The organism is Paenibacillus pasadenensis DSM 19293 (assembly GCF_000422485.1).
Lineage (GTDB): Bacteria > Bacillota > Bacilli > Paenibacillales > Paenibacillaceae > Paenibacillus_O > Paenibacillus_O pasadenensis.
The window spans coordinates 72,871-93,456 of sequence record NZ_AULW01000051.1 but is presented as its reverse complement, the minus strand read 5'-3'; the positions used below and the strand labels follow the sequence as shown (position 1 = coordinate 93,456).

Here is a 20,586-nt window from a genome sequence, read left to right as displayed (position 1 = left end):
CCCCCCCCCCCCCTGACAACGAACGTTCTCCAAAAAGTTGCCTCTCTCCGCTCCAAGCCGGGGGCAACGGGGGCAACACACCAAAGCCTAAGTGCCGCGAGGGTTCTCCGCAAATCACTTTCGGGGGCTCACTCACCCGAAGGGGGCTGCGGGTGCTTTTTCGGGAAAGTCCGGGGGCTTCGCCAAGTAATGGGTACGGACAATTCAACAAAGATATTTCACCGAACGACTTGTCCGACCCTTGTAACAAACCGTATTTGTTGGGTTTTCAACCATTTAATATATCCATGATATGGGGATTAATAGAAACCAATCATGGAGGCGAATAGAAATGATTCATATCGATACTCTTCAAGACATGCAAGACTTTTGTACGACAGAAAATGCGCTGCCAGCACCCGCTTGCCGGTTTCTCGGGGATTTCTTGGACCAGTTGCAGCTATCACTCGATCACGATGGCGGAGAGTTCCGATTGTCCGACCACGGATACGCGCTACTCGTGCTGCCTCCTGGACAATGCCTTTCCACCTACCAACTTGAAAGCTGGTCGGTCGATGTAGAGTACGCTGAGCGAATCGCTCTTGAAGACTGCCAGCTTTTCAAAGTCTGCCTGATGGAAGACAACGATAGGTTCACCTTTCTGATTTCACTGGTCGGCTCCCAACCCGACACAACAGAAAGGTGGTTTGCGGGGATGCTGGACGGGGGTGTCTGTCTGTGACGATCGAACCATTGGATTCCCATCAAGGAAAACCCGCGAAAAGAATTCAGGTCGTCAGCCTGCGAATGGTCCGAGAATCGAGTTCGATTCTCTACCCGAACCGAAAGATCCGCACTCCGGCGGATGCGGCGGCGCTTTTTCGCCAGTTCATCGGGGACTGTGACAGGGAAACATTCTGCATCCTTTGCCTGAACACGAAAAACGAGCCGACCGCCATCCACCAGGTTTCGACCGGGACGCTGAACGCATCCTTGGTGCATCCGCGAGAGACGTTTAAGCTTGCAATCCTCGCGAATTCCGCTTCAATCGTAGCCTGCCATAACCATCCTTCCGGGGAGCCCGATCCGAGCCCGGAGGACGTGGACTTGACAGAGCGTTTGAGAGACAGCGGATGCCTGCTTGGCATCGATCTTCTTGACCACATCATACTCGGAAACGAGAATTTCGTAAGCCTGAAGGAACGGGGACTGATGTAAGCAACAGTCCCAAATCCAGGTAAATCAGAAATCATCGTAGTGAAGAAAACAACTATCACCGAGGAGGAACTTAACATGGATATTAACCAGCAAACAAACGAGCAAGATTTGTTCATTGACGTTCTTGCCGACATGATCTGCCAGCTTATCGAAGAAGAGCGTCAGCGGCGCATTGCTTTCTGGGAGCAATTTATGAAAGACATTGGCGCACGGCGTATCGCGTAGAGGCCATCTAATGGGTATTGAAAAGACATCCCTTGCCGGCCTTTACCTCCGTGTCTCGACCAAGAAGCAAATCGACGGATACAGCCTGGATGCCCAGAAAGCCGCCTTGCTCGACTACTGTCGGAAAGCCCAGATCGGAGTGTATAACATCTACGTTGACGCCGGAGTCTCTGGAAGATCTATCGAAAGTCGACCGGCGCTACTCGAACTGCTTAAAGATGCCAAGAGCGGACGCTTCGGCCAAGTCCTATGCCTGCGGCTGAATCGGCTCTCCAGAAAGCTAGCCGATCTCTTGCGCATCGTCGAGCTGCTGGACCAGCAAAATGTCAAGCTGCACAGCCTGACGGAAGATCTCCAGACAGATACCCCGGCGGGGAAGTTCTTCTTCCAGATGGTCGGAGCAGTGGCGGAAAACGAGCGGCGACAAATCGCCCAAAATGTCCGCCTCGGCATGCAGCGGCGAAACAGGCTCGGCAAGTGGAACGGTGGCAATCAAGTGCTTGGGTACTACTGGATTCCCGATCTTGAGGACCTGCACCAAACAGCACAAATCGTTCCCGACGAAGCCGATCTCGTGAGATCCATCTTCGAATGGTACGCCAGCGGCCTCGGCCTGAAGGCCATCGCTAACCGATTGAATAGCAACAGCTACCGCACCAAGCGTGGTAAGATGTTTTACTCCGTCTCCGTACGCGGTCTGCTGACAAACGTGAATTACATCGGGAAGATTGTCTACCATGATGACAAGGGAGAGCGAAGAGTAACAGATGGCGAGCATGACCCCATCGTTTCTCTGGATCTCTGGGAAAGAGTCCAGGATCGGCTTGCCGAACAATCCTGTCCGCCGAGCAAGCTCACCCCTCGCCACTTTCCGTTGGCAGGGCTGCTCAAGTGTCCCTCCTGCGGGAGCAGTATGGTCCCTGCCCATGTCACGCGCAAACGCAAGGACGGCACGCGTAAGGTCAATCATTATTACGTTTGCAGTCTCTACAACTCTGGCGGACGAGCGGCATGCCTTCCCAATCACATCCCGGCGGATGCAGCCGAAGCCTGGGTCAGTGAACAGGTTCAGCACTTTCTGGCCTATCCCTCCGTCGCCGAGCGACTCGTCGAGGAGATCAATTCCAGAAACGAAAAGAAGTTGCAGCCTGTCCAGCAACGCGTAAGGGGAATCGATACCCAACTCGTTTCCCTACAAGGCCGAAGCAAGCGCTGCTATGAAATGTTTGAGGACGGACACATCGACGCCCCGGAACTCAGAAAAAGACTTGACGGTGTGCGGGCCGAGTCAGCGCTACTGGAAGAAGAACGGGCGCAGTTGGAGCAGGAGTTGGCCAAACACCCCGAGCGCTCCATTCCAGCAGCAGAGATACGTCAGGCGCTGGATAATTTTCGTCCATTACTTCGCCGTGCCTCACCCGAGCAACAGAAAAGACTATTTCGAAGCCTCATTAAAAAAGTCACCCTGCCTCAGAACCGGGACATCACGAAGGCTGTCATCCATGGTTCAGAAGCCTTACGAAACTTGGAGATACCGCCCTCTCTAATTAAGGAGGGCAAGCAGGCATGAACCAGTTGATCAGAGTCGCCATCTATGCCCGCGTCAGCACGGAGGAGCAAGCCGAGCATGGCTACTCCATCGACGCCCAGCTCGACACGCTCAGGAAATACTGCGAACTTTACGGCAGGGAGATCGCCGGGGAGTATGTGGATCGTGGCGTAAGCGGAAAAAGCATGAAAGGCCGCTATGAATTACAGCGTCTCCTCCTGGACGCTGAAGATAAGAAATTCGACGAAGTGATCGTCTGGAAGTTCAACCGGATGGCCCGCAAAAATATCGATCTCCTACACATCGTCGATCAGTTGGAGAAGAACAACGTCGCTTTCCGATCTTTCTCCGAGAACTTCGACACAACCACCTCGATGGGCCGTTTTGCACTCCAGATGATGGGTGCCGTCGGCGAGTTGGAGCGCAACACGATCGTGGACAACGTGAAGATGGGCCACAAGCAACGGGCAAAGTCCGGGAAACACAACGGCAAGGTGCCGCTTGGGTACCGAATTTCAAAAGGCGAACGGGAAAGAGACTCCGAGATCATCATCGTCGAGGAGGAAGCGGTAGTCGTCCGCTACATCTACGAGCAATATGCCGCCGGTCATGGTCTAAAGGCAATTGCCAATGCCCTGAATCACCGGGGGAGCACGACCAAAAGTGGCAAGCCTTTCTCCATCTGTGCTGTACGGGACATTCTCGATAACCCGATGTTCGTCGGAAAAATCCGCTACAATCGCTACGAGAACTGGGCCGAGCGTAGACGCAAGGGTAAGACAATCGAGCCAATTCTCGTCGAAGGTCATCACCCGGCGATTGTATCGGATGAGCTCTGGGAGAAGGTGCAGCTGCTCCGCCAGAAGAAGAGCGCCATGCCCAAGAAGCGCTTCGAGGGCGAATACCTGCTGACCGGGCTCATCCGCTGCCCCGAGTGCGGCGCGGCGATGACCGCGAGCCGCACGGTAAACCGGACGAAGGACGGGACGAAGGTTGTTCGCATGTACTACTCCTGTGGGCGCTTCCGAAGCCAGGGCAGCTCCGTCTGCCACGCCAACAGCGTCCGCAAGGACGAAGCCGAACAAGCCGTGACAGATCGCATTCGACAAGCAATCGAGAACCCCGACATCATCAAGAAAGTCGTCCAGAGCGTCAATGAACGGCGCACGGGACGGATCAAGCCTCTCCAGGACGAGCTAGCGGTGGTGCAGTCCCGCATCGACAGGCTAGAAGAGAAGAAGCGCAAGTACCTTGATTTTTACGAGATGGACGAGATGGACCGAGACATGATTGCGGGTCGCATGAACGACCTGAACCGGGAGCTCGACGTCGAACTCACCCGCCGATCGAAGCTGCAGCTTGAGCTGCGGGGCGATCAGGCCGAGCCCGTCTCCTACGACCTCGTGCGCTCCCTGGTGGGCAGGCTCGACGCCCTGCTCCGCCGATCGCCATTCCCGCAGCGCAAGACCCTGCTGCACCTGGTCGTGAAGCGGATCACGCTGGACGACAGGAAGCGCATCGACAGCGTCGAGCTCGCCTTCAACGAGGAGACCGAGAAGCATTTTTTAAGCTTAGCCCCTTCCGCTGACAACATTGCGGAAGGGGCTTTTCCTTTTGAAGGAAAAGCCGCACGATTAACACAAAATCTGACCATTGCAATTTAGCTTTGCTTAACTATATGATTACAGCGTTGAAAACAATTCCCTGATTCTCCTGAGTGTCCATGTATCGTCGAAGCTTTCTCTAGCTGGTCCATGCGTGCTACTTTCTCGCATATCGATACATTGTTTATCTTGGTTATAAGTGAATGCGTATCTCTTTCCTTTTATTTGTGCCCAGAGGACATTTTTCATATCCCCTTCATGTTCCTTCACTTCCAAGTCAGTCCCGTTATCCTTGTATGCTATTACTCCACCAAAGAGAGCAATAACGCAGGCCTCTACATTTGGGGCATGGTGACGAGCTCGCGCAAGCACTCCCCTGAGATATTCTCGCATAGTGTCTGGATCATTTAGCACGATCATATTAATACGTTCCTCCCATTTGCTCTTCTTTGATAAGATCCTGCCACATTGCAGAGTTATCCTCAATAATACCTGAATATTCAAAATTTCGCCCTACTTGTGATACGGTTCTGCGCTCACAACTTGCTGGTACACATAAGTCATCACCAATCCAAAGGGATATTCTCTCCAGCTTCTTTCTGTCAGTTGAAACATGGATGGACTTAATTACAGAACGAATCAATACTTTCTTTTCCTGATCGTCCGCTACCTCAAATAATGAGTCAAAGTCCTTTAGTATCTCAACAACCATTTGTGAATTGATCTGGCTCCCATAATCTAATCTGGCTAATTTGCGTTCGGTCTTTGCTAGGAGTTCATTTACTTCATCTAGTTCACTTTGCGCCTTGGTTATGAGCCGATTATAATTATCGGAGCTTATCTCTCCATTCAAATACCTTTCATCTAACAAATCAACCTGTTTGGTTCTGTTTTCCACTTGTAACTTCAATTCATTATAACGTAGTCCTAATGGCTGCTTGTCTTGTGAAACATCTTCCTCAATCTTGTTCAACACTTCATCAACCAAATCCATGCTGTTTACAGATTCCCTTAACACATGCAGAACCTCTTGTTCAATCCAATCAGCCCTAATTAAATTTGAGGAACATTCTGACCTGCCTTTTTGGTGGTATGCCTGACACATATAGTATCTTCGGTAGTCGTTAGTCCCTCGGATTTTATTCTTGTGCATAACCATACCTGCCCCACATTTCGGACACCTAACAACACCAGCTAGAAAGTAATTCCCACTATGAGATTTGATTGCTGTAAAGGAGTTCTTGTGCAGGCAATTAATTGCTTGGACTTTCTCCCATAATTCTATTGAAATAACTGCTGGATGCTTACCGTTTCTTTCAGGTGCTTCTTCAAGTGTGCCTTTTCTTCTTTTAAGGTTCCAGTCCTCCTTTTTCCCCCAAGTGTTCACTCCCACGTAATCTTTATTGTGTAAGATCAATCTAACCGCACAAATACCGAAGTTATTCCCTCTCTTGGTTTTATAACCATATGAATTAAGACTGTTCACAATAGCTTTATAGCCCATTCCTTCAGCGCGCATCTCAAATATCCTTTTCACTATCTCGCTCTCTTGCTCATTAACAACCAATTGTTTATTCACTATATCGTAGCCTAGTAATGTGCCTCCGTTAAATTCACCGTTACTGGCTCTTTTTTTCATTCCCGACTTCACTCTATCGATTGTTACATTACGCTCATACTCGGCAAATGTCCCCTGCAAACTGATGAACATTTTTCCTTCTATGGTTGAAGAGTCAATACCGCACGTACTAACTAACAGCCGCATATTCCTTGGCTGTAACTCATTACCCATTAGGTTTAATATGTCTTGATTACTTCTTGAAAGCCTATCGAGCCGCCATACAACGATTGTTTGAAACTTGTTCTGTGCCATGTCAGAAAAAAGACGTTGGACATCAGGGCGGTTAAAGTCTTTACCCGAATATCCGCCATCGCAATAAACATCGAAAACAGTAAGTCCGTTTGATGCAACATACCGACGAAGTTCTTCTTCCTGTGCCTCTAGCGAACATCCTACATTTCTCTGTTCTTCTGTACTGACTCTAATATAGATCGCTACCTTGTCGTCCCCCATATTTTCCACCTCAGCATTTCTTTTTTGAGAAAATAGGTAAGCGCTAATAATCATGCGCCTACCCATCTTGAATAACTTTTATTTTGATTTCCGATGACCATACTTTCTGATTAATTCGGCGAGAACTCTAACAACTTCCGCTCTCTTGACATTTTCTGCAGATGGCTTGATTATTTGAGTATCAACTTTAATCATGGTGCCACCTCTCAGCTAAAATGACGGTCAAGAATGCAACGTCTAACATGGTAAAGCTCTTGCTCAGCCTTAGCCTTATGTTCGTCTAACAGATTAACAACATCCGCCACATCACAGAGCTCTAGATTTACGCCGCCAATCTTTGGATTGAATCTCACTAAATGCCCTATTGCAGCATCTAACGCTTGAATCCTTTGCTTCAAGTACTCTTCCCTCACATAATGCCCTTTGTCTTGGTGCTTCTTCATTGATTTTTCCTCCCTCATGATATTTGCTTGCAATAGACATATATCAAAAGAGACGGTTTTTTTAAGGGGAAAACAAAAAAAGTTGAATTTTTTTGCTGGACTCTTGAAGACGGCACAATCCAATGAGAATCTGTCTTTTTTCTCAACTCAAATACACCAGTCATTCTTTGCTGGTTTAGTCGCTTGCGTACTCTTGTATTGTTGCGAAGTATACGATACTTTCCAAAATCTGCACAACCTTCGTTTTTACTGTCGTTTTCTTCCTTCGGTTCATCGTATACTGTATTTGTTACTGCCATTTGTAACTGTCGCTCTTGAACTTGTGGTTTCTGCTGCCCAAGCAATACCCCACACAGTTCTTCTAATAGCGGCTCCCATGCTTCCCTTGCTAACTCGTTGAAGTCTATCTGATACGAGGGAGCAAGGGTTTCTTTTACCCTTTTACGTATATACGGGGTTACATCCTTACTCTCTTCCTCATTCATCAGCATACGAGCCTGTTCTACCCGTTTTTTTGGAAGTGTGCCCCAATCCGTAATCACCGCTGCAAAGTAATCGTCGTTCTGTTCTGGGGGACACTGGAGTAGCTCCGCTAGCGGTATCCTCTTGTCTGGCTTGTACACATTCTCAGTTCGAGTTAATTCATGATCAATCACAACATTCTGGTTCTCATATAACTCCAACCGCTTGTTGTATATCTTGCAATGTCCATTCGTCTTTCGCTGATGCTTCTCCCCGAAATAGCGTGTCCCTTTGAATTCCCTCAATTTTCGACGGCCATCATGAGGAATAACCACCACATTGTCCATTGAAGTCTTTACATCGTAGGCAATATCACAGCTAACAAAGTAAATGCCGCTGGAAATGCGGCGTAGGGTATCCAGCACCTCTTTGAAGTGAAAATAGTATTCCGGTCTCGTCTCTACCCGCAACGTGTATAACATGCCTTCCGGCTCACTCCAGTTTCTATAAAACACATGCAAATATGCACCGTTTCGCTTCCGTAGATGTAATTGATACCCGTACCCCTGATAATTGAATTTCTGTTTGAACAATTCACCGCTTTTAACAGCCTTTTTCACTAAAGCATAGTAAACGCTTCTCGGCACATCCGTATATTCCACCACGAATTTGTCAATAGATACCTTGGCTTTCATTGCTTGTTGCCCTCCCTTGCTCATGCACTTTTTAAGACTTGTGATTGTATTTTTTAAGACTTAATAGACTAATTAATAATTATCGGGATTTGCTTGTTTTCAGGTCTTTAAACGTAAAAAAACACTTGTCGCCCAGTGCAGGCAAAACAAGTGTTCTAAGAGTCGAAAGTTGGTTACAAGTTTATCAAGTAGTAGTCAATGCTGACTAAAGCATTTTGAATCCATTTGGTGAGATTATTATGACACCTTGCCAAACAGGTGTCAATAGAGGATGACAACGAGATTCCACGCTCTCACCTTTTGCTATCCCGCTGCGGTGTAATTTACGGTAATACCCACTGAAAACGTCATCTCGCCCGGTTCTCGTTGGTCTCTGACTTGTTCCCTCTGTGCTAGTCGAGTACGCCTAACTCGCGTCGTGCTTGGATTTCCAGCTCACGTAACCACTTTTGCTTTTTGACTAGCTCTTCAAACCAATCCTTATCCTTCAAAGCTAGAGCCATGTCTATCATTTCGTCGTAGTCCTCTGAACACATCATCATTGCTTCTTTGAATTCACCCATTTGTCCAACCTCCCAATCAATATTTTTTCAATTCACTTATCTGTTGCAGTCCACTAGCTAGCCCTCTTCTGATTATTGCGCTTCAACAAAGCCTGTACTTTCCCAAAAGTGATCGGGTTGATAATTGCTACATGCTGACCTTTAGTCACCACGCTGGCGTGAGAAACCTCACCAATGTAAAAGCGGTTTTTCAATATATTACCGATAGACATAGTTGAAAACTCTTTGCCCTGCTGTGTTTTATGACCTTTTGCGTCTAGGTGCTTCTTTACCTTGGTTAAGGACTTGAACTCTAAGTAGCGACTAAAGATGTCTTGAACGATGTGAGCTTGCTCCAAGTCTAAAACCACAATTGGTTTTTCTACACCGTCATGTTTCCACTTGTAGCCGATCGGCGTATTTCCACAACCTCTGACACCAGTTTTTGCCTTCTGCTTCCGTCCTCTAGCCAGTTTCAAGTTAATGCTCATACGTTCGTATTGATCTAATAGTTCCATCATTCCGTTAATTAGAAAGTCATTGGGGTCTTTTGTGTAGATGCTATAAGTCGGTTGCTCAACACTCACTACGTCGGCCTTTGCTTTTTCAAGTTGCCTTTTTACTAGAACCTTAAGAGTGTCACTTCTCCAAAGACGGCTCGTATTCATAACAATAACCCTTTTTACTTCATCCCCAAAACTGGCAATCATATCGTTTAGCCCTTCCCGTTCAATTTCTGTTCCGCTAATACCAAGGTCGTAAAAGATATTTTCCAGCTTCAAATTATTATTCTGACAGTATTCTCTAATTCCTTGTTCTTGTACTTCATGTCCATAGCCTTTCTCAGCTTGAGTCTCCGTTGAGACACGAACATATCCAAATACTTTTTCCATGACCGTTCCCCCTTGTCGTATTTTGTAATATACTTTACGATCCTATCGGGCGATTCGTAAACTCCTATGTATAAGAGTTTAATAAAAACACCCAAAAAGTCTTGCATATCAATGGTTTATGTATGCTTGTTCCCTATGTGTACCCGTCCAGTCGTTCTAAGAGGAAACTAAAAAGGGGAACGAACAAGCCCCCTCGCCTGTTTGCTCCCTCTGCTAGCTGCGTATATGTTCCTTTCTTGCTCGGGCAAGTATTTCAACCAATTGATCTAAAGACCCATCGCTTTTTTTGCCCTGCACTTCTAACAGCCTACTACCCTCCCTTACAAGGCTTACCTTGTTCATTTCAACTCTTGTGATCGCTTCTTCAATGGCACGTATGACCGCAGGGTTCGGCTTTTCTTTCTGTTCCTCTTGCTTAATACGTTGCATCATGCGCCGTATGCGTATATCCGATAATTTGAACCCATTTTCAACTTGCGCTGTCGGTTCAGTTGATACCTGGGCAAACAGGTCCCGTTCTTCCTCCGTCAACGTATCCTCCCAGATCGTTTCATACAGTCCATGTTTCAATGCGTTTTTGTTGCCCTCTAGCTTTGTACGGTCTTTCGGTCCGGTGGATTTCCCACCGTGTAACCTACACCGTCCATTCTCTAAAGCGGCTTTTTTACATTGTCCGCTGTTTCTCGTCTTAGCTCCGCACAGCTTTTTCACCATTCTCTCACCGCCTAACCTCATGACATGGGGTTCGTTTCCCCGACCGGGGGGGAGGTCTACACGCCCCCAGCCGTCCAATCTATCAATTCAATCTATCAATCCAATGTTTCAACTTTAGCTGCTTTTACTTACTTCTTGCTGTGCCTTTACTGTCCTGAATGCTTCAAACTCTTCACGCAGTCCTGCTGCATTGATGTAATCTATATAGTCATCTAAAAGGTATGCGTTTCTTAAAAGCAGATCATTTGCTGCTTGTAGCTCTTCCAGCAGGAACCTTTCATGCTCCGTCATTTCGTCCATCTTTGTTATGCCCTCCTGTAACCGTGAAGTTTGGTTTATTTCGTGTTTCAGTGTCAGGAGGCTAGAATATACGGTGCAAGTTATATGCAACGCATCTTTGCCCCTTCTCGTTGGTGCTCGTATTACTGCGTTATTTCCCATGCCTTACGTTCCCAATATTTCCGTCTGTACTCCTTTTCCTTTTGTTTATTCTCCGGCTTCTGCCGCCACTTTCTTCTGTACTCCCTTTCGTGCTGGCGGCGTGCTTCCAATGCTTCGAGGCTCAGTTGTTTCATATTCCTTACCCTCCACTAATTCAATTAATTCGCTGTCGTCTACTATTTCAATTACGTCCTCAACATCGACTACTTCTATCAACTCTTCTTCGGGCTTGTCTAATCTAAACACTCCATCCTCCGTAACAATCTCATGAGCTATCTTTCTAGGGAATCGTGAATGCAGGTCTTTCAACGTTTGCTCCCATTTGCTCGGTATTGAATTACTCAACTCCATTCCCCTCCAGTTCCGCAAGCTTCTCCATCTCGTAAGCTATAAGACGTTCTGTTTCCTGTACTCGCTCTTCCGCTCTTTGAACCATTGCTACCGCTTCTTCCTTTGCTTCTTCAAGTTCCTTCCGCTGACGGTCTAATACGCCTTGGTTATGTTTTACAGTTCCCCTCAATGCAGATGCTTCACACTGTAAGCCTTCTATGTGGCGAATTGCTTCTAGCCTTGGGTGTCCGTCCTGTTGGTCAGCTAACAACTCATACTGTTCAGCGTGATCTAATAACTGCCGCATTTCTGTCCCTACATGTGAATCCGCCCGTCCTGAGCGCCTCAACTCTGCCGCCTGTTCCCTTAATTCCCTAGCCTTCCGACAGTAGCCCCGTACCTCGTCCACTAACTTCTCGTACTCTGTTTGTGCCTGGGCAATCGAACGCACCGCTTCCCCTGCTGCTACTCCCGATACTACCTGTTCACGTTTTGCCATTGTCTGTTCATCTCCTTAAAATTTTCTGCATGAAAAAAAGGCTCACTCCAATTTCAACAAGTGGAATAAGCCTTCTAAGTGTAGTCAAGTTTATATTGTCAAGGTTGGTAAAGTTTGTATCACTAATAGCTGGTTACTGTGTACAACGTACAGTGTACGACCCTTCCTTATAGAAGTAAACCCAGCGATTATAATTTAGTCAAAATTAAAGTTGTAGACTGGCAGCGGGCATTAAAGTAACGGGAGGTTAGTTGAATAAAAGATTTAAACAGCAGTCCGTCTTACAAATGATTCTGTTGTTTTATTTATAATTTCGGCAACAAATTTTGAGCAGAAAAAAATAAAAAGTTTTTCCTTCACAAAAAACCGTCTGTACGGTACACTTAACTTGAAAGGAGTGATTCAGTTTGTATTTAAAAAGAAATCATAAAGCCATCTCGAATAGGAGGACTCTGTATTGAATGCTTATGTATTTTTAGCTGTTGCAATCGTTGCTGAAGTATTTGGGAGTTCCATGATGAAATTATCAAATGGTTTTAAGAAAATATTGCCGTCTATTGGAATGATTGCTGGCATGGGATTGGCTTTTTATTGTCTATCTATGGCTCTTAATACCATTCCATTGGGAACAGGTTACGCTATATGGTCCGGCGTGGGTACTGCACTTACCACACTTGTTGGTGTCTTAATTTACAAGGAAAAAATAAACACTCAAAAAGTAATGGGAATCTTACTTATTATTGTTGGTGTAGTTGTAATGAAACTAGCAGCAGGTTAATTTGGGGAGGTAAATCATGAAAAAGGGATACTTATATTTAAGTTTAGCTATCATATGTGAGGTCTTTGGTACTACAATGCTTAAGCTTACCGAAGGTTTCACTAATCTTAGTCCTGTAATTGGGTTGATTATTGGAATGGGGGGAGCATTTTTCTTTCTAACATTAAGTTTGCGAAACTTACCTTTAAGTCTAGCCTATGCGGTATGGGCAGGAGTTGGAACAGCCATAACTGCTTTAGTAGGTGCACTTTTATGGAAAGAACCATTTGGTATTGTAACTGCATTAGGTTTACTATTGATTATTGGTGGGGTTGTACTATTAAACTTTTCAAAAGGATCGGGAAAAGGGAAAGTTGCTTCTCCTTCAAAATAATCAAGTTAGTTACTTGAATTAAGGAGTTTCAATATATTATGAGAAGTAATTCAAAACGAAAAAATTTATTAGATGCAGCTTCCTATTTAGTAGAGCATGAAGGAATGGAAAATTTAACATTAGAAGCCGTCGCGAATAAGGCTGGTGTTAGTAAGGGTGGACTTCTTTATCATTTTCCAAGTAAAGATGCTCTTATAAAAGGTATGATAAATGAGTATTCGAAAGCTTTTATTGAAGATGTACGAACAAGATCAAACGATGCATCCGATTCAATTGGAAAATGGCATCGTGCTTATCTAGAATCCGCTCTAAAGGATGAGGAATCATCAAACAAGCTCATTACAGCTTATGTTGCATCATTGTTTACAGATCCAGTTTTTCTTTCAAAAATAGATGAAGAATACCATGAAATATCTGACGAGATGGCTACGGACGGTTTAGACCCTGTAGAGGCTGCCATTATTAGATTAGCGATTGATGGCTTATGGTATTCGGGAATTTTTAATGTTGGAAAGCTAAATCATGAATTAAAGCAAAAAGTAATTGAGCGATTATTAGAAATGACTAAACAACAATGACCGATAATGATTAGTTTTTGTCACTCAAAGCTCTCTTGAAGGTAGTGCGTGCTTAATATGATGATTATTTTAAATGAGGAACTACGAAGATATAGCGAGAAATTAACAGTTCAATATTTTAAAATATTACTTCATTCAACTAACTGGGGTTCTGTAGTTCAACATAAATAGCCTCGAACAAAGACTTTATTCTATAGTCTTTGTTCGACGGACAATTGTCACTATCGTCTTAATCTGCTGATATAGCTACTATCAAACACTATTTCTTTTCTGATTGTGTGTACCATCACTTGTGATACGGTTCCCCCCGATTAATCCGGAACCCGCGATAAATCTGCTCGAGCAGCATTACCCGCATCATCTGATGCGGATAGGTCATCCGCCCGAAAGACAGCTTCTTGTCAGCGCGCTTCAGGATGGCGGGCGACAGGCCGAGCGAGCCGCCGATGACGAAGCTGACGGAGCCGCCGCCATAGACGGCCTGCTTGTCCAGATGCGCGGCCAGCTGCTCGCTCGACCACGTCTCGCCGTCGATCGCCAGCGCGACGACATGCGCGCCGTCCCGCAGCGCGCCCAGGATGCGCTCGCCCTCGCGCGCGCGCACCTGGTCCTCCTCCGCCGGGCTCATGGAGTCCGGCGTCTTTTCGTCGGGCAGCTCGCGGATGTCGAGCTTGGCATAGGCGCCCAGCCGCTTCGCATACTCGTCCACGCCGCCGGTCCAATACTTCTCTTTCAGCTTTCCCACGCATACGATCTGAATCTGCATGTCCACGGTCCTCCGAACGATTGATCTGCTCCTCCCAGCTTATCCGATTCCAGCCCCCCGTAGCAAAAGATAGACGAATGCTCGCTTATGCGGCGCGCGGATTCCCCTTAAAATGACCGTATCCGATGAAAAAGGCAGGGATGACAGTGGCGGTCCAAAAAGACAAATGGGAGCAATACGGCGTCCTGCGAGCCGGCCCTCCGCTGGACGCGCGGCTGCCGGAGACGCGGCTGCTGGAGAAGGACGCCCTGTCCAGCATGCTGCAGCGCCATCCCAGCGTCGTCCTGAAGCCGCGCGACGGGAGCTTCGGCACGAACATCATCTTCATCCAACGAACCGAAACGGGCGCCTACCGGATGCAGCACGAGAACAACGCCATCACGATGAGCGGCACGGACAAGGTTCTCGAGTGGCTGTGGATTGAAAGCAAAGGAAGAGGCTACATCGTCCAGGAGCGGATCCCGCTGGCTCGCATCGGGCGCAGGCCGTTCGACATCCGGGTCATGGTCCAGCGCCAAAAAGCAGCCTCGTCCCCTTGGACCGTGACCGGCTCTTATGCAAAAGCGGCGACCAAAGGCTATCTGGTCACGAATGTGGCCAGCCGCCCGCTCCCCTTGCTTCGGGCGCTGAAATCCGCCCGCATCGAGGACCGGAGCCTCCCGGCGAAAATAGCGCGGGCCGCGCTGGAGGCTGCCGAACGGCTCGGAGAGCGCTATCCCGACCTCCGGCAAGTCGGATTCGACATCGGCATCGATAGGGAGCGCCGGATCTGGATCATCGAGGGCAACTACCAGCCGGCGTTGCGCCCTTTCCGGCTCTTGAAGGACTCCACGATGCTGCGCCGAATCCATTGGTACCGAAACCATTAGAACGCAAAGGACGACCTGCCCGATGTTCAGGCAAGTCGTCTTTTTCGCTTGGCATCTGGACTTAGCTGACGATGCGCGTCACCTGGAACCGGTTCTCTCCGACCTGGATGATGGCGAACCGGCTGTAGGAGGTGCCGGATGAAGTATACGGCTCCGCTGCAATATCCCCGCTGGGCGTCCGCACCGTAGCCGTAATCCGAGTGAGCAGGCAGACGCCGCGGCCCGAAGCTCGCCACGTCTCGTCGCGCTGCACCGAATAAAGGTCATCCGAGCAAAAGATGGACGAATACTCCACCGCCCCATACGCATTGAACGACGTGGAGTTGGTGATCTGAACCGGATCATACCCTTGAACCTCTCTAAGTCCCATCCAAAAGCCTCCCTAGTGGTGATAGACTTAGTAGATGCGATAGAGTCGGTTTGGCCCCGTCCTAGCTGTCCGCGTCTTCCCCTTTGCCCGCGGCATGCTTCTTTCTCCATTCCCCCATGCTGTCCAGAATCGGAAGAAAGCCTCGCCCCATGCCCGTCAGCGAATACTCCACCTTGGGCGGCACCTCGTGATACACCTCGCGATGCACCATTCCGTCCCGTTCCAGCTCGCGGAGCTGGCTCGTCAGGATGCTTTTGGAAATGCCCGGCAGCAGCCGCTGGAGCTCCCCGAACCTTCTCGTTTCCTTCAGCTGCCAAAGGATAATGAGCTTCCACTTGCCCGCGATGACGTTCAGCGCATCCGACACGAGACAGAGCTCCCGCTTCTCCTCCGGGATTTCGCCCTTGAAGTTGGCTCTCGCCATACGATCTCTCCTCTTCATGGTCTTAAAAATGTGACTAGGTATCTTAAATGTGCCTACTGTTCCTTTTTGGACTATTGCCATAGTATAGGATTAGAGCCTTGTCCACAACCTATTCCTGACTGACGATAGAGGAGGAACCACCATGAACATCGCCATCATCGGGGCAAACGGAGTATCCGGAAGCCTCATCCTGAAGGAAGCGGTCGACCGCGGCCACGACGTCACCGCCATCGTGAGGGATGCGTCCAAAATCTCCGCCGCGAACGTCGCCGTGATCGAGAAAGACCTGTTCGACCTGACGGGAGCCGACCTCCGTCCGTTCGACGTCGTCGTCAGCGCCTTCAAGGCGCCGATCGGCCAAGAGACGCTGTACCTCGACTCCAGCGTCGCCCTGGCGGCCGCGCTCCAGGACGCGCCGGACACGAAGCTGATCGTCGTAGGCGGCGCGGGCAGCCTGTTCGTCGACGCCGACAGCACGTCGCTGCTGATGGATACGCCGGACTTCCCGGACTTCGTCTATCCGACGGCCTTCAATGCGGGCAAGCAGCTGGAGCATCTGCGCCAGACCGATTCGCTGACCTGGACGTACATCAGCCCGGCCGCGTTCTTCGATCCGGAAGGCCCGCGCACCGGCTCCTACCGCAAGGGCAAGGACCATGTCATCCCGAACGCTCAAGGCGACAGCTACGTCAGCTACGCCGACTTCGCCATCGCCGTGCTGGACGAGATCGAGCATCCGCAGCATGTGAACGAGCGGTTCACGGTCGTCAGCGACAAAGAGTAGCAGACGCGCGGCTGGCGACGAAATTCAATCACTCGCTGCGGCAGAAAAACACAAACGGGACGAAACGGAGCCATCTCCGCTTCGTCCCGTTTGCTCGTTCGGCGCGCGCTTGCCGCCCCTATAAGGCAGGGCAGGCGCGTTGCTTCGCAGAAGGCCCCTCGGCCTGAGCGCCCGTCGCTGGAGCCAACCCCGGTGGCGCGTTCAGCCCACTAGGCGTGGCCGCGTTCAGCTCCACCAAGGCATGGCCGCGTTCAACGCCACCAGGGCGTGGCCGCGTTCAGCGCCACCAAGGCGTCGCCGGCGGCTCGGCCTTCCCGAGCGTCACCGTCTCCCCGATCCGAGGCGTGCAGACGGCGACGCCGTCGACGCTCGCGGCGCGGAGCAGGCGTTCGACCGGATCGGTCCAGGCATGCAGCGCCAGGCGGAACGCGCCCCAGTGGATCGGCAGCAGCAAGCTGCCTCGGACATCCCGATGCGCCTGCACCGTCTCCTCCGGCAGCATGTGGATGCTCGCCCACCGCCTGTCGTACTGGCCGCATTCCATCAAGGTCAGGTCGAACGGACCGTACGTTTCCCCGATCTCGCGGAAGTGCGGGCCGTACCCGCTGTCGCCGCTGAAGAAGATCCGCCGCCCCTGCCCCTCGATCACCCAGGAGCACCACAGCGTCGAATTCCGGCTGAGCAAGCCTCTTCCGGAGAAATGGCGCGCCGCGGCGCAGGTCAGCGTCAAGCCATTGAGCTTCACCGCTTCCGACCAGTCGCACTCGCGGATCGCCTCGCGCGCGACGCCCCACCGCTCCAGATGCGCGGCGACGCCGAGCGGCACGATGAACATCCCGGTCTTCTCCTTCAGCCGGAGGATCGTCGGGTAATCGAGATGATCGTAGTGATCATGCGAGAGCACGACCGCATCCAGCCGCGGCAGACGCTCCAAGTCGACCGGCGACGAGCCCTTGAACCGCTGCCCCCCGATCATCGGAACCGGCGAAGGCGCCCGCCCCAGCATCGGATCCAGGAAAACCGTCATGTCCCCGAGCTCCAGCAGCACCGCCGAATGCCCGAACCAAGTGACTCGCACCGCGTTCTCCCGCTCTGCGGCGGACGCAGGCGAGTACCGCTCCACGTCCAGCGGCCGGTCGGGAACGGCTTGCGGCGTGCCCTTCAGGAACTCGCCCAGGATCGAGACCTGGTCCTTCCAGCCGCTCAGCATCGGCGTCGGCAGCGGGTAGGCAAAAACGCCGTCGCGGTATTGCTTCGAGCGGCGGATGCGCTCCCGCGATTCGGGAGACGGCTTCCCGCCCAGGGCGGGGCGGATGTAGAGGTAAGCCAAGGTCAATGCGGCGGCGAGCGCGGCGGCGATTCCGATCCATACTCCCATGTCGAGCGAGCCTCTTTTCGATGAAAATTCTTCTCCCACCAGCTTATCCGATCCCCCGCCTCGATAGCAAAAAAACGCCCGGACGCAGGCGCGGCCGGACGTTCTTCGATTCCATCGACGGCGTTCCTTGCTCCGCCGACCGGCAGAGGACCGGCATTCGTACGCCATTGGACGAGCTTGTTCAACTAGCCGTTCTCGATGCCTGCAGCGAATCCTTTTCCTCAAGATTGCCTAGCCGAATTTCCCACCTATAGCTAGTTCTCCCATATTGGAAAATTCCTACAGATTTCAACGCGGAAAATGTCGAATTCTGCGGACGAATACCGAGAGACGAGGTATAATTCGAGTACAATCAATCCTCGGAGGAATCTATGAGAACGCTTCGTCTATGTCTCTTCCCGGCTCTGGCCGTTCTCGCCCTGCTGGCGGGATGGCTCCACTGGCCTTCTCTTCTATCGGCAGCCGAGCCGGGCGATGTCGCCGCCTCTGCCGCTCCCGCCGCCAGATCCTCCCTGGACCGCTGGCAGGTGCTGCCTATCCCCGCCGATGCAACGCCCGGCACCGCGCCGCCTGCGGACGCCGACTGGCTGGACGCCGAGCTGAGGGAGCCGCGCGTCGAGCTGCCGAAGGACGCCCAAGGCATCTGGATCCGGCTCCGCGTGCCGGCGACGGAGCAGTGGCATCGTCCCGGCCTGCTGGCCGGACGGATGTACAGCCGGCACGTACAGGTGTACGAGCGCGGAGTGCTGCTTTACGAGTCGAGCCGCGGGTTCGATTTTGACCAGGGCCGCCTGCTCGTGCCGCTGGACGCGAAGCCCCAAGAGACCGTGCTCGACGTGCGCATCCTGAACAAGGGCGAACGAGCCGGCTTCCTGACGCCTCCGCAGCTCGGCGAGTTCGACGAGCTGGACCGCGGCTACATCCGCAAGGAGCTGCCCAGCCTGCTGCTCGGCGTCTCGGTCGTTTTCCTCGCGGCGATCATGTTCATCTGCTCGAGCTTCCTCAGCCGCCGCCAGCGCGGCTTCTGGATCTCGCTCTGCCTGATCGCGCTCTCGGCCGGACTGCTGATCGCCGCCTATTCGCCGCTTCTCTACCTCTATTTCCCCGATGCGGCCCAGGTGTTCCTGGCCTGCTTCGAGCTGTCGCTGTTCACGATGTTCCCCGCGCTCGGCTACTTCGTGAACGAGGCGCTGGAGCGCAAATCGCCGCCGTTCCAGCGCTTCACGCGCTGGCAGACGTACTACTCGGCGTTCGGGGTGCTCTGCTTCGTCGCCTACCGGTTGTCGGACGGCGCGCTGTACAGCTTCTACTCGATCGTCTCGGTCGTAGCGGTCGGCCTGCTCATGCTCGTGCAGATGATCTGGATCTCGGTGCTGGCGGTCGCCCATGCGCGTCAAGGCGACCCCCAGGCGCGCATCCTGTCGCTGGGGCTGCTGGCCTTCGCCGCGCCGAGCGCCGTCGACCTGCTCCTGTACTACGCCAGCGGCAAAAGCTACGTCCTTTTCCTCTGGAAGCTCGGCATCGTCGCCCTCATCTTCTCGCTCGTCGTCATCCTCGCGCGTCGCGTCTCGTCCGACTACAAGACGCTGGTGTCCTACTCCAGGCAGCTGGAGCAGTTCAACCTGTCGCTCGAGCGCACGGAGAAGCTCAAGATCATCAGCGATCTCGCCGCCTCCGTCGCGCATGAGGTGCGCAACCCGCTGCAGGTGACGCGCGGCTTTCTCCAGCTCCTCTCCAAAAAGGAGGATCCCCAAAGCCAGGACTACATCACGATCGCCGTCAGCGAGCTGGACCGCGCGGCCGAGATCATCACCGACTTCCTCACCTTCGCCAAGCCGGAGCTCGAGGTCGTCTCCCGGCTCGAGCTGTACGACCTGCTGGAGCAGCTGGAGCTGATCATGGGGCCTCATGCGTCCATGCACGGAGGGAAGCTGACGATCGTATCCGAAGAAGGCTTGGAGATCATGGGCAGCCCTTCCAAGCTCAAGCAGGCGCTGATCAATCTCATCAAGAACAGCGTGGAGGCGTTCGGGGAGGAAGGAGTCGTCGAGCTGACCGCGCGGGCCGAAGGCCGAGAGGCCGTACTGCGGCTGAAGGACAACGGAGAGGGGATGGATGAGGAGCAGCTCGCCAAGCTCGGCGTGCCTTATTTCTCGACCAAGACGAAGGGGACCGGCCTCGGCACGATGGTGACGATGCGGATCATCGAGGTGATGAACGGCAGCATCGACTTCCGCAGCGAAAAAGGAAAGGGAACCGAAGTAACAATTCGGTTCCCTCTAACCGGTCAGATCGTCTCCGAGATGACCGATGCTATATCATTACCAGACTAGCTCGACCTCGCCTTGGCCGTTTGCCACATTTTCAGGGCTAGGAGGAAGAACGAGATAGAAGTGCTTTTCTGTTTCGGCAACAGCCGTGACCTGGATATCAGCCGCTACCTCGTAATCAAAGGCTTCTTTGATGGCTTTTTTGGGATCAGCGAGCAACTGCTGCTTAAAGATTTCATCCTTCCAAGCTTTACGAATGATCTGAACTCTCAACGATTCTACGGCAACGGTCATGAAATCACAGCCTCTCAAAGTGGTATGGGTAAAT

At 51.2% G+C, this 20,586-nt stretch carries 26 protein-coding genes; 11 read left to right on the top strand and 15 right to left on the bottom strand.

What is annotated here, in order from left to right:
- Positions 1 to 331 precede the first annotated feature (331 nt).
- From H582_RS0107600 to H582_RS0107580, 5 genes are all read left to right on the top strand, one after another.
- On the top strand, positions 332 to 721 hold the full coding sequence (locus H582_RS0107600; protein WP_028598065.1) for a hypothetical protein: 390 nt from the start codon (positions 332 to 334) through the stop codon (positions 719 to 721).
- Positions 722 to 786: 65 nt separating this feature from the next.
- The gene (locus tag H582_RS0107595; RefSeq protein WP_084136820.1) at positions 787 to 1,197 is read left to right on the top strand and encodes a JAB domain-containing protein; all 411 of its coding nucleotides are present in this window, start codon (positions 787 to 789) and stop codon (positions 1,195 to 1,197) included.
- 75 nt (positions 1,198 to 1,272) lie between these two features.
- Complete coding sequence (locus tag H582_RS31670) at positions 1,273 to 1,422, top strand: hypothetical protein (protein ID WP_156876693.1); 150 nt, start codon at positions 1,273 to 1,275, stop codon at positions 1,420 to 1,422.
- 10 nt (positions 1,423 to 1,432) lie between these two features.
- Positions 1,433 to 2,992: a recombinase family protein gene (locus H582_RS0107585; RefSeq protein ID WP_028598063.1), complete on the top strand. Its 1,560-nt coding sequence runs from the start codon at positions 1,433 to 1,435 to the stop codon at positions 2,990 to 2,992.
- Positions 2,989 to 4,635, top strand: a complete 1,647-nt coding sequence (locus tag H582_RS0107580; RefSeq protein ID WP_028598062.1) for a recombinase family protein — start codon at positions 2,989 to 2,991, stop codon at positions 4,633 to 4,635. Before H582_RS0107585 ends, H582_RS0107580 begins: the two co-directional genes overlap by 4 nt.
- Positions 4,636 to 4,653: 18 nt before the next feature.
- On the opposite strand, the gene H582_RS31665 is transcribed toward H582_RS0107580, so the two are convergent.
- The 10 genes from H582_RS31665 to H582_RS30790 form a co-directional block, all read right to left on the bottom strand.
- Positions 4,654 to 4,995 (bottom strand): hypothetical protein, encoded by a 342-nt coding sequence (locus tag H582_RS31665; RefSeq protein ID WP_127464565.1) that lies wholly within the window; start codon positions 4,993 to 4,995, stop codon positions 4,654 to 4,656.
- A gap of 1 nt (position 4,996) precedes the next feature.
- A complete protein-coding gene (locus tag H582_RS30800) occupies positions 4,997 to 6,703 on the bottom strand; it encodes a recombinase family protein (RefSeq protein ID WP_164820180.1) in 1,707 nt (568 codons plus the stop codon).
- A gap of 152 nt (positions 6,704 to 6,855) precedes the next feature.
- Positions 6,856 to 7,092 carry a hypothetical protein gene (locus H582_RS0107565; RefSeq protein WP_028598060.1) on the bottom strand — a complete coding sequence of 79 codons (237 nt, stop codon included), beginning with the start codon at positions 7,090 to 7,092 and terminating at the stop codon, positions 6,856 to 6,858.
- A gap of 14 nt (positions 7,093 to 7,106) precedes the next feature.
- On the bottom strand, positions 7,107 to 8,249 hold the full coding sequence (locus H582_RS32560; RefSeq protein ID WP_174817706.1) for a replication initiation protein: 1,143 nt from the start codon (positions 8,247 to 8,249) through the stop codon (positions 7,107 to 7,109).
- Positions 8,250 to 8,641: 392 nt separating this feature from the next.
- Positions 8,642 to 8,812, bottom strand: coding sequence for an IDEAL domain-containing protein (locus H582_RS31660; protein WP_156876692.1), 171 nt, complete (start codon positions 8,810 to 8,812; stop codon positions 8,642 to 8,644).
- 53 nt (positions 8,813 to 8,865) lie between these two features.
- Positions 8,866 to 9,684, bottom strand: a complete 819-nt coding sequence (locus H582_RS26480) for a recombinase family protein (RefSeq protein ID WP_084136814.1) — start codon at positions 9,682 to 9,684, stop codon at positions 8,866 to 8,868.
- 213 nt (positions 9,685 to 9,897) lie between these two features.
- Positions 9,898 to 10,398, bottom strand: a complete 501-nt coding sequence (locus H582_RS31655; protein WP_127464566.1) for an HGGxSTG domain-containing protein — start codon at positions 10,396 to 10,398, stop codon at positions 9,898 to 9,900.
- 114 nt (positions 10,399 to 10,512) lie between these two features.
- Positions 10,513 to 10,698 (bottom strand): hypothetical protein, encoded by a 186-nt coding sequence (locus H582_RS0107550; protein WP_028598059.1) that lies wholly within the window; start codon positions 10,696 to 10,698, stop codon positions 10,513 to 10,515.
- Positions 10,699 to 10,884: 186 nt separating this feature from the next.
- On the bottom strand, positions 10,885 to 11,148 hold the full coding sequence (locus H582_RS31650) for a hypothetical protein (protein ID WP_156876691.1): 264 nt from the start codon (positions 11,146 to 11,148) through the stop codon (positions 10,885 to 10,887).
- 28 nt (positions 11,149 to 11,176) lie between these two features.
- The gene (locus H582_RS30790) at positions 11,177 to 11,668 is read right to left on the bottom strand and encodes a hypothetical protein (protein WP_084136811.1); all 492 of its coding nucleotides are present in this window, start codon (positions 11,666 to 11,668) and stop codon (positions 11,177 to 11,179) included.
- A 457-nt stretch (positions 11,669 to 12,125) separates the two neighbouring features.
- Here H582_RS30790 and H582_RS30785 point away from each other — a divergent pair, with 457 nt between their 5' ends.
- Genes H582_RS30785 through H582_RS30775 form a run of 3 tightly spaced genes read left to right on the top strand, consistent with a single transcriptional unit; the run spans position 12,126 to position 13,397 of the window.
- Positions 12,126 to 12,446 (top strand): DMT family transporter, encoded by a 321-nt coding sequence (locus tag H582_RS30785; protein WP_084136808.1) that lies wholly within the window; start codon positions 12,126 to 12,128, stop codon positions 12,444 to 12,446.
- Between the two features lie 16 nt (positions 12,447 to 12,462).
- A complete protein-coding gene (locus H582_RS30780) occupies positions 12,463 to 12,819 on the top strand; it encodes a DMT family transporter (RefSeq protein ID WP_084136805.1) in 357 nt (118 codons plus the stop codon).
- A gap of 38 nt (positions 12,820 to 12,857) precedes the next feature.
- The gene (locus H582_RS30775) at positions 12,858 to 13,397 is read left to right on the top strand and encodes a TetR/AcrR family transcriptional regulator (RefSeq protein ID WP_028598058.1); all 540 of its coding nucleotides are present in this window, start codon (positions 12,858 to 12,860) and stop codon (positions 13,395 to 13,397) included.
- A 286-nt stretch (positions 13,398 to 13,683) separates the two neighbouring features.
- Here H582_RS30775 and rlmH read toward each other — a convergent pair whose 3' ends face one another.
- Positions 13,684 to 14,163 carry a 23S rRNA (pseudouridine(1915)-N(3))-methyltransferase RlmH gene (gene rlmH, locus H582_RS0107530; protein WP_028598057.1) on the bottom strand — a complete coding sequence of 160 codons (480 nt, stop codon included), beginning with the start codon at positions 14,161 to 14,163 and terminating at the stop codon, positions 13,684 to 13,686.
- Positions 14,164 to 14,309: 146 nt separating this feature from the next.
- Here rlmH and H582_RS0107525 point away from each other — a divergent pair, with 146 nt between their 5' ends.
- Complete coding sequence (locus tag H582_RS0107525; protein WP_052333052.1) at positions 14,310 to 15,032, top strand: YheC/YheD family protein; 723 nt, start codon at positions 14,310 to 14,312, stop codon at positions 15,030 to 15,032.
- A gap of 61 nt (positions 15,033 to 15,093) precedes the next feature.
- Here H582_RS0107525 and H582_RS0107520 read toward each other — a convergent pair whose 3' ends face one another.
- Both H582_RS0107520 and H582_RS0107515 read right to left on the bottom strand, forming a co-directional pair.
- Positions 15,094 to 15,402, bottom strand: coding sequence for a hypothetical protein (locus H582_RS0107520; RefSeq protein WP_028598055.1), 309 nt, complete (start codon positions 15,400 to 15,402; stop codon positions 15,094 to 15,096).
- 61 nt (positions 15,403 to 15,463) lie between these two features.
- On the bottom strand, positions 15,464 to 15,826 hold the full coding sequence (locus H582_RS0107515) for a winged helix-turn-helix transcriptional regulator (RefSeq protein WP_028598054.1): 363 nt from the start codon (positions 15,824 to 15,826) through the stop codon (positions 15,464 to 15,466).
- A 142-nt stretch (positions 15,827 to 15,968) separates the two neighbouring features.
- Here H582_RS0107515 and H582_RS0107510 point away from each other — a divergent pair, with 142 nt between their 5' ends.
- Complete coding sequence (locus H582_RS0107510) at positions 15,969 to 16,610, top strand: NAD(P)-dependent oxidoreductase (protein WP_028598053.1); 642 nt, start codon at positions 15,969 to 15,971, stop codon at positions 16,608 to 16,610.
- A 277-nt stretch (positions 16,611 to 16,887) separates the two neighbouring features.
- Here H582_RS0107510 and H582_RS0107505 read toward each other — a convergent pair whose 3' ends face one another.
- Positions 16,888 to 17,988 carry an MBL fold metallo-hydrolase gene (locus H582_RS0107505; protein WP_028598052.1) on the bottom strand — a complete coding sequence of 367 codons (1,101 nt, stop codon included), beginning with the start codon at positions 17,986 to 17,988 and terminating at the stop codon, positions 16,888 to 16,890.
- A gap of 371 nt (positions 17,989 to 18,359) precedes the next feature.
- Here H582_RS0107505 and H582_RS26475 point away from each other — a divergent pair, with 371 nt between their 5' ends.
- Positions 18,360 to 20,321, top strand: coding sequence for a sensor histidine kinase (locus H582_RS26475; protein WP_052333051.1), 1,962 nt, complete (start codon positions 18,360 to 18,362; stop codon positions 20,319 to 20,321).
- Here the strand turns inward: H582_RS26475 and H582_RS26470 are convergent.
- A complete protein-coding gene (locus tag H582_RS26470) occupies positions 20,310 to 20,552 on the bottom strand; it encodes an NHLP leader peptide family RiPP precursor (RefSeq protein ID WP_043111058.1) in 243 nt (80 codons plus the stop codon). The genes H582_RS26475 and H582_RS26470 overlap by 12 nt on opposite strands.
- Positions 20,553 to 20,586 lie beyond the last annotated feature (34 nt).

Coding starts and splice junctions, on each gene's coding strand:
- H582_RS0107505 (WP_028598052.1), bottom strand. CDS start 17,988: ATGGGAGTATGGATCGGAATCGCCGCCGCGCTCGCCGCCGCATTGACC.
- H582_RS0107565 (WP_028598060.1), bottom strand. CDS start 7,092: ATGAAGAAGCACCAAGACAAAGGGCATTATGTGAGGGAAGAGTACTTG.
- H582_RS0107510 (WP_028598053.1), top strand. CDS start 15,969: ATGAACATCGCCATCATCGGGGCAAACGGAGTATCCGGAAGCCTCATC.
- H582_RS30780 (WP_084136805.1), top strand. CDS start 12,463: ATGAAAAAGGGATACTTATATTTAAGTTTAGCTATCATATGTGAGGTC.
- H582_RS30800 (WP_164820180.1), bottom strand. CDS start 6,703: ATGATTATTAGCGCTTACCTATTTTCTCAAAAAAGAAATGCTGAGGTG.
- H582_RS0107515 (WP_028598054.1), bottom strand. CDS start 15,826: ATGGCGAGAGCCAACTTCAAGGGCGAAATCCCGGAGGAGAAGCGGGAG.
- H582_RS32560 (WP_174817706.1), bottom strand. CDS start 8,249: ATGAAAGCCAAGGTATCTATTGACAAATTCGTGGTGGAATATACGGAT.
- H582_RS0107585 (WP_028598063.1), top strand. CDS start 1,433: ATGGGTATTGAAAAGACATCCCTTGCCGGCCTTTACCTCCGTGTCTCG.
- H582_RS0107550 (WP_028598059.1), bottom strand. CDS start 10,698: ATGGACGAAATGACGGAGCATGAAAGGTTCCTGCTGGAAGAGCTACAA.
- H582_RS26480 (WP_084136814.1), bottom strand. CDS start 9,684: ATGGAAAAAGTATTTGGATATGTTCGTGTCTCAACGGAGACTCAAGCT.
- H582_RS26470 (WP_043111058.1), bottom strand. CDS start 20,552: ATGACCGTTGCCGTAGAATCGTTGAGAGTTCAGATCATTCGTAAAGCT.
- H582_RS31665 (WP_127464565.1), bottom strand. CDS start 4,995: ATGATCGTGCTAAATGATCCAGACACTATGCGAGAATATCTCAGGGGA.
- H582_RS0107520 (WP_028598055.1), bottom strand. CDS start 15,402: ATGGGACTTAGAGAGGTTCAAGGGTATGATCCGGTTCAGATCACCAAC.
- H582_RS30775 (WP_028598058.1), top strand. CDS start 12,858: ATGAGAAGTAATTCAAAACGAAAAAATTTATTAGATGCAGCTTCCTAT.
- H582_RS30790 (WP_084136811.1), bottom strand. CDS start 11,668: ATGGCAAAACGTGAACAGGTAGTATCGGGAGTAGCAGCAGGGGAAGCG.
- rlmH (WP_028598057.1), bottom strand. CDS start 14,163: ATGCAGATTCAGATCGTATGCGTGGGAAAGCTGAAAGAGAAGTATTGG.
- H582_RS0107580 (WP_028598062.1), top strand. CDS start 2,989: ATGAACCAGTTGATCAGAGTCGCCATCTATGCCCGCGTCAGCACGGAG.
- H582_RS31655 (WP_127464566.1), bottom strand. CDS start 10,398: ATGGTGAAAAAGCTGTGCGGAGCTAAGACGAGAAACAGCGGACAATGT.
- H582_RS0107600 (WP_028598065.1), top strand. CDS start 332: ATGATTCATATCGATACTCTTCAAGACATGCAAGACTTTTGTACGACA.
- H582_RS31670 (WP_156876693.1), top strand. CDS start 1,273: ATGGATATTAACCAGCAAACAAACGAGCAAGATTTGTTCATTGACGTT.
- H582_RS26475 (WP_052333051.1), top strand. CDS start 18,360: ATGAGAACGCTTCGTCTATGTCTCTTCCCGGCTCTGGCCGTTCTCGCC.
- H582_RS31660 (WP_156876692.1), bottom strand. CDS start 8,812: ATGGGTGAATTCAAAGAAGCAATGATGATGTGTTCAGAGGACTACGAC.
- H582_RS0107595 (WP_084136820.1), top strand. CDS start 787: ATGGTCCGAGAATCGAGTTCGATTCTCTACCCGAACCGAAAGATCCGC.